Here is a 6,995-nt window from a genome sequence, read left to right as displayed (position 1 = left end):
CCCCCGCGCGTCACCGCCCGCGCCCCGCGCCCAGACATCCCCCGTATGCGGCCCGCATCCGCGCCCCGCATCGCGCTCTGCCTCCGCATCCTACGTCCCGCGTTCTCCCACATTACGCTCTGCCTCCGCGCCCTTCCCTCGCTGGCCCCCGCCGATTCCCCTGTGTGCGTTTGCCGCAGATGCGATGGGGAATGCTATGATACGGCCCATACGAAACGAACGAGGTTCGGGAGAAAAGGCGGGGCGGCTATGCTACTGTGCGCACAATACATTCTTCCCATCACGTCGGAGCCGTTCAGGGGCGGCGCCGTGCTCGTCCGCGACGGCGCGATCCGCGACGTCGGTGCCGCCGACATGCTCAAGCTGCGCTATCCCGACGAGGAAGTCGTCGATTACGGTCAGGCCGCGCTCATGCCGGGCCTCGTCGATCTGCACACTCACCTTGAGAACTCCGTTATGCGCGGCATTGTGCACGACGTGCCCTACACCACGTGGATCACGTCGATGCTCGAGAAAAGCACGAAGATGGACGTGAGCGATTGGTACGACTCGGCCATCCTCGGCGGCCTCGAGGCGCTTTCAAGCGGCATCACCACGGTGGCCGACATCACCACCACCGGCGCCGCCTGCACCGCCACGCAAAAGCTCGGCATGCGCAGCGTCATCTACCGCGAGGTGGGCGCCATGGACAAGCGCCGCGTCGACTACGCCATGCGCGTGGCCGAAAACGACATCATGCACTGGCGCGAGGAGGTCGACGGCGACCGCATCACCATCGGCATCGCCCCGGCGGCCATGTACGTGTGCCATCCGTCGGTGTTCGCGAAGGTGTCCGAGTTCGCGCGCCGCGAGAACGTGCCCGTCGCCATGCACATGGCCGGCAACCGCGAGGAGTTCAACTTCATCAAGTACGGCTCCTCGCCGTTCTCCGTCCACACCATGGATCAGAAGCGCGGCTACGTGGAGATCCCGCCGTGGCTGCCCACCGGCACGACGCCTGTGCGTTACGCGCTGAACTGGGGCGCGTTTGAATCCGACAACGTGCTGGCCATCCATTGCGTCCACGTGGACGACAAGGACGTGCAAAAACTCAAGGAGTACGACGTGGCCGTGGCCTCGTGTCCGCGCTGCAACGCGCAGCTGGGCATGGGCGTGGCGCCGCTCAACGAGTTCTTGCGCGCTGGTTTGCGCTTGGGCCTCGGCACCGATTCCCCTGCCGCCACCGACTCCACCGACATGCTCACGGAGATGCGCATCGGCATGCTCGTGCAGCGCGCCGTGAACGTGGGCACGTTCCTCGACTCGGCCACGATGCTGGAGATGGCCACCATCGGCGGTGCCCGCGCACTCAAGCTGGACGACAAGATCGGCTCGCTCGACATCGGCAAGCGCGCCGACATCGTGGCGGTGGACCTGTCCGGTTCGCATCAGACGCCCACGACCGACCCCGTGTCGGCGGTGGTGAACACCTGCAGCGGCACCGACGTGCTCATGACCATGGTGGATGGCACTGTTCTGTACGAGAAGAGCAAGTGGAACGTGGGCGTGGAGGTTGCCAAGAACATCGCCCGCGTCATCGAGATTCGCGGCAAGTTGAGGATGTAGGCAATGGGTGCGAACCAGAAGCTAACGGCGAAGCAGAAAAGCGAGCGCATCAAGGCGGCGCAGGAGCGCGAACGGCGCGAGAAGGAGCGGCGGGAGGCCGCCGAGCGAACGAAGAGGGTGTTCACAGTTGTCGTGTGCATCATCCTTGTGCTGGCGCTCGGCATTCCCACGGTGGGCCTCGCGTTTTTGGGTGGGGGAGCGTCGTAGGGCCGTATGCGCCGCGGTTTCGTCTGTGGCGCGGTAAGTTCGCGTTTCCTTTAGATTCACGGTGGTGGAGTCGCAGCGCTCCTCTGCCGTGCGTTCCGTTTGACTGCGCTATCGCCTTGCGGGCGCGATCGCCTCGCCATGCTTTTTCTGTAAAGGATTCTCACGCAGCTTGGCCGGATGGGTTTGTGATACTATGAATCGTTGCCGCGCACGGGGCGCGGTGGAGAGTAGAGAAACCGCACAAAGGGGTTTGCTTTGTTTGGAATCGGTGGATTCGAGCTTTTCCTCATTTTGTTGTTCGGGTTCCTCATTTTCGGGCCCGACAAATTGCCTGCGATGGCGAAGACGCTGGGGAAGGCCATCAATAAGTTCAGAAGTGCTCAGGAGGAGATGAACAAGGTCATCAAGACGGAAGTCTACGACCCGAACTCCGACGAGCCGTTCAAGAACCCGCTCGAAGCCTTGTCGAAGGTGGCCGAGGGCGAGAAGAAGCAGCAGAAGACCGAGAGCTTCTCCGAGCGCAAGGCGAAGTACGACAAGGAACGCGCTGCGAAGAAGGCTGCCGAAGCGAAGAAGGCCGAGGCCGAAGCATCGAAAGCGACGGCTGCAACCGCTACGGCCGCAACAGCGAAGGCGGTCGCGAAGCCCGACGGATCGTTTGCGCAGCCCGCCGAGAAGGCCGATGCGGCGAAGGCAGCGGAGAAGCCCGCCGCCAAGTCGAAGCCCTCTCCCGACGAGCTGTACGGCACGAAGCCCAAAGCTGCGACATCGACGGCGAAGCCCACGGCGGCGTCCAAACCGGCCGCCTCTGGGTCGGCAGCGTCCAAGCCCGCGGTTTCCTCGGTTGCGTCGAAGCCCGCAGCCGCCAAGCCGACCACTGCATCTTCCGAAGCGTCATCGGCTGTAAAGCCTGCGGCGAATAAACCGACTGCGTCCAAGCCCGCAGCTGCCAAGGCCACGGCCACCAAGCCCGCCGCGTCCTCGGCTGCGACCACCAAGCCCGCAGCTGCTAAGGCCGTTGCGTCCAAGCCGGTTGCCAAGCCCGCAGCTGCCAAGTCGACGACGCGCAAACCCGCGGCCAAGACCGACGCGGAGAAGGCCGCTGCCCGCTCGGCGGCGGCGAAGAAGGCCGCTGCGACGCGCGCCGCCAATCGCAAGAAGGCCGCCGAAGAGGCCGCCAAGGCCCAATCCGCATCCACGACCGAGAAGGGGGAGAAGTAAGCCATGCCCATCGGACCGGCACGTATGCCCCTGTTCGACCACCTGGGCGAGCTGCGCATGCGCCTCGTGCGCATCGTCGTCTGCCTGTTCATTTCCGTCATGGTGTTCTATTGGGCCACGCCCACCATCATTCATATTCTCACCATTCCCATCGAGCCGTATCTGCCGCAAGGGGGTGCGGAGTCGCTTACGGTGCTCAGTCCTTTCGAGGCGTTCGCCATACGCTTCAAGGTAGCGCTGTGGGTTTCGGCGGTGGTGTGCTCTCCCGTCATTCTGTGGCAGATCCTCGCGTTCTTCCTGCCGGCGCTCAAGCCGAGCGAGCGCAAGTGGTTCATCCCCACGTTCACTGCGGCGGTTTCGTTGTTCGTGTTCGGCGCGGTGTTCTGTTATTTCGTCATTCTCGATCCGGCGTTCCAGTTCCTCACGGGCCAGGCCGAAGGGTTTGCGGTCGTGACGGCTCAGGCCAGTTCGTATATCGATACCATCATCAAGTTCGAGATTGGGTTTGGATTCGCGTTCGAGCTGCCTATCGTCGTGTTCTTCCTGGTGGTGTGGGAGATCATTCCCTATCGGAAGCTGCGGAGCGCATGGCGCACCGTGTATGTGGTGCTCATGGTCATCTCGGCCATGGTGACGCCGGATGCATCGCCGGTGACCATGCTGTTGCTGTTCGCTGCGATGGTGGCCATGTACGAGGTCAGCTTGCTGCTGTCGCGCCTTATTCTGGCCAAGCGCATCAAGCAGCAAAACGAGAGGCTCGATGCCGAGGAGGCCGAGGAGCAGGAACCGAAGAAGGCGGGCAAGGCGAAGAAGTAGCGCGTGCGTTTCGAGGGCGTCACCCCTCGCTTCGCACCGGTTTGCTGGCCCTATTCGAGCGAAATGCGGCCCGTCGCAGTGCGGCGGGCCGTCGTGCGCATGCCGGTCGGTGTTCGCGTGCCGTTCGCGCAACGCTGTGCGCGCGAGCGGCGCGGTTGGGCTACCATGGGCACGGACACGCAAGCACGATCACGATGAAGGAGCGCGATGCACGAACTGGGGATCATGACGGGCGTGATGGACGCGGTGGTCGAGTCGGCTCGGCAGGCCGGGGCGACCCGCGTGCTCAAGGTGAGCCTGGCAGTGGGCGAAATGACCGAGGCCATCGAGGACGCGCTCGTGTTCGCGTTCGAGGCGCTGGGCGAGCAGCGGGAGTACGCGCTGTGCGCAGAGGCCGAGCTTGAGATCGCCATGATCAAGCCGAAGAGCCGATGCCTCGAATGCGGTGCGGAGTACGAACACGACCGGTTCCATATGCTGTGCCCGCACTGCGGCAGCTTTGCCACCGAGCTTGTCGCCGGGCGGGAGCTGCACATCGACAGCATCGAGGTGGACATTCCCGATGAAGCGGACGTTCCTGATGAAGCGGATGCCCCCGATGCTTGACGACGCTCGGAGCGCATTTCGCGGCTTCGCGCGCATCGCCGACGGACGGCTCGTGCCATGCCGAAAGAACGTAAAGGAGCGGCTATGAAGATCGATATGAAGCAACCCATCCTCCAAAAGAACGACGCGATAGCCGCCGAGCTGCGCGCGCGTTTCGCCGAACATCACGTGTTCGTGCTGGATCTCTTGGCAAGCCCCGGATCGGGCAAGACGTCCACCATCCTCGCCACCATCGACGCGCTGCGCGACGAGTTCAACATCGCCGTGATCGAGGGCGACATCGCCAGCAACGTGGACGCCGAGAAGATCAAGGCGCAGGGCATCGCCGCCGTGCAGATCAACACGGGCGGCGCGTGCCACCTCGAAAGCGCCATGATCAAGCGCGCGGTGGACGTGCTGGATTTGGAGCGGCTCGACCTCATCATCGTGGAGAACGTGGGCAACCTCGTGTGCCCCACCGATTTCGATTTGGGCGAGAACGCCAAGGTGATGATCCTGTCGGTGCCCGAGGGCGACGACAAGCCGCTCAAGTACCCCGGCGTGTTCCAAGTGGCCGAGGCCGTGGTGCTGAACAAGGTGGACACCCTGCCCGTGTTCAACTTCGACCGCGAGGCGTTCGAGGCGTCGGTGCGCCAGCTGAACCCGACCGCCCCCATCTTCCCCATCGCCGCCACGAAGGGCGACGGTGTGGAGGAGTGGGCCACGTGGCTGGCCGAGCGCGTTCGGGCTATCTAGTTCCGACGGCTTGTCAGCCGTCGGAGAGGCTCGACGCTGCGAAGCGCCAATGCATTGGGTCTTGCCCCTTTTTTCGTTTGCCGCTTGCGTGGTTCTGCGCAGATTTCCTGCACAGAACGCGGTCGCTCGGTCGCAGAGCGTGAGAGCGAGCAAGCCGGTGGTTTGTTCGTCTGCTGCCGGACGGGGTGATCGCGAGCACCTAGGCGTATCTCGCTGATTTTAGCGGGCCTGCGAGAGAAGGATCGTGGGGCCGAAAGGTCAACGTCGGACGCGCATGGTGGCTCGGTCACCGGCCGCGAAAGCAGGTGCGGTGGTGATGCGGCGACGGGCGGGCTGTCGGCTCGTTTGCCGGTTACGGAATGGGCTCATCGAGGCTGCGTCCGTCCGCGCCAAGCGTAGGCGCTGCAACGCCTTTGTTGGCGACGCGAACGACCTGTGAGAGGAGAGTTGTGGAAGCGAAAGACCAGTACAGGGCTTGTGTCGAAGCGCTGCGCTCGTTCATGGAGAGCGCGGGGTTCTCCGATGCGGTCGTCGGGTTGTCGGGCGGCATGGATTCCAGCCTCGCGGCGGTGATGTGCGTCGACGCGCTGGGGGCCGACCACGTGCACGGCGTGCTGCTGCCGGGTCCCTATTCCAGCTCTCATTCCGTGGAGGACGCCGAGGTGCTTGCGCGCAACCTGGGCATCGACGCGCACACCGTGCCCATCGTGGAGCCGTTTGAGGCGTTCGCGCGGGCGCTTGCACCCGCGTGCGGCGGTGCGCTTGAGGGGCTTGCGGCTGAGAACACCCAGGCGCGTTGCCGTATGGTGTGCCTCATGGCGCTGTCGAACGCGCATGGCTGGATGCTCGTGAACACCGGCAACAAAAGCGAGGCGTACATGGGCTACAGCACGCTGTACGGCGATACGGCTGGTGCGTTCGCCCCCCTCGGCGGGCTGTACAAAACCGACGTGTACGCAGTGGCCCGCTGGCGCAACGGGGAAGAGGGGCTGCTCGCGTATGCGGTTGCGGCAAGCGCTGATACTGGCGCAGCGATGGGCGAAGGCGCAGCGTCGAACGCGGTGGATACGGGCCTGATGGCGGATGCAGCGGGTGCGGCAGCCGCCCGAGGCACGGTGCCCCCCATTCCCGAGCGCGTGTTCACGAAGCCTCCGAGCGCCGAGCTCGCGCCCGGTCAAGAGGACGAGAAGAGCCTGGGCATCGATTACGCCACACTCGATGCCCTGCTGTTCGCGCACGTCGAGCGCGGTTTGGATGCCGAGGCGCTTGTGGGCGAGGGCTTCGACGCGGCTTTGGTGGAGCGCGTGCTTTCGCGCGTGGCGGCGACCGCGTTCAAACGCGCGCTCGAGCCGCCCGCCCCCGACGCCGCGTTCTACGGGTGATCGGTCGCCGCCCGAACGCGCGGCGACGCGCTTTCGAGCGGCGATGTCCGCGAGGCCGACGCGGTGTCGATGGGACGAATTGTCGAATGGTTGCACCTGCGAGGCCGGCGTGGTCCTGATGCTCAAGGTGGGCGAGATCGCGAGCGTGCTGGGAGGTTGCACCTGCGAGGCCGACGCGGCTCTGATGGGCGAAGCCGACGTTCTCAGTGACGGCGTTACTGCCATCACCTTGCTACGGTCATCTTTTCGGAATTTTTCTTCGATATAGTACCGTTTTGGTGAGTTGCGAAGGCAATGGGGGGTGCGGACAAAAAGTTGGACACTCCGGTGTCCGGATTGGAGTCCGCATGTACCCGTTGGAGACCAGGGAGCTCGCCGTGGAGGCCGTCGCGGCGGGGTTCAGCCTGACCGAGGCGGCCGAGC

At 64.4% G+C, this 6,995-nt stretch carries 7 protein-coding genes; all 7 read left to right on the top strand.

Annotation, left to right across the window (positions count from 1 at the left end):
• Positions 1 to 249 precede the first annotated feature (249 nt).
• The 7 genes from C2L80_RS12640 to nadE all read left to right on the top strand — a co-directional run bounded on the left by C2L80_RS12640 (position 250) and on the right by nadE (position 6,572).
• Positions 250 to 1,605 (top strand): amidohydrolase family protein, encoded by a 1,356-nt coding sequence (locus tag C2L80_RS12640; protein WP_087198162.1) that lies wholly within the window; start codon positions 250 to 252, stop codon positions 1,603 to 1,605.
• 3 nt (positions 1,606 to 1,608) lie between these two features.
• A complete protein-coding gene (locus C2L80_RS12635; protein ID WP_087198160.1) occupies positions 1,609 to 1,812 on the top strand; it encodes a CASC3 protein CASC3 in 204 nt (67 codons plus the stop codon).
• A 255-nt stretch (positions 1,813 to 2,067) separates the two neighbouring features.
• Complete coding sequence (locus C2L80_RS12630; protein WP_103263323.1) at positions 2,068 to 3,033, top strand: Sec-independent protein translocase subunit TatA/TatB; 966 nt, start codon at positions 2,068 to 2,070, stop codon at positions 3,031 to 3,033.
• Between the two features lie 3 nt (positions 3,034 to 3,036).
• Positions 3,037 to 3,849 carry a twin-arginine translocase subunit TatC gene (tatC, locus tag C2L80_RS12625; RefSeq protein ID WP_092198237.1) on the top strand — a complete coding sequence of 271 codons (813 nt, stop codon included), beginning with the start codon at positions 3,037 to 3,039 and terminating at the stop codon, positions 3,847 to 3,849.
• A gap of 207 nt (positions 3,850 to 4,056) precedes the next feature.
• Entirely contained in the window at positions 4,057 to 4,455 is a 399-nt protein-coding gene (locus C2L80_RS12620) for a hydrogenase maturation nickel metallochaperone HypA/HybF (RefSeq protein WP_092198234.1), read from the top strand.
• 84 nt (positions 4,456 to 4,539) lie between these two features.
• Positions 4,540 to 5,190, top strand: a complete 651-nt coding sequence (gene hypB, locus C2L80_RS12615) for a hydrogenase nickel incorporation protein HypB (RefSeq protein ID WP_092198231.1) — start codon at positions 4,540 to 4,542, stop codon at positions 5,188 to 5,190.
• Between the two features lie 449 nt (positions 5,191 to 5,639).
• A complete protein-coding gene (gene nadE / locus C2L80_RS14095) occupies positions 5,640 to 6,572 on the top strand; it encodes an NAD(+) synthase (RefSeq protein ID WP_193602641.1) in 933 nt (310 codons plus the stop codon).
• The last annotated feature ends 423 nt before the right edge of the window (positions 6,573 to 6,995 follow it).

Origin of the sequence: Rubneribacter badeniensis (genome assembly GCF_002899695.1) — a bacterium.
Lineage (GTDB): Bacteria > Actinomycetota > Coriobacteriia > Coriobacteriales > Eggerthellaceae > Rubneribacter > Rubneribacter badeniensis.
The sequence above is the reverse complement of the archived record's forward strand: the minus strand, read 5'-3'. Positions and strand labels throughout refer to the sequence as shown.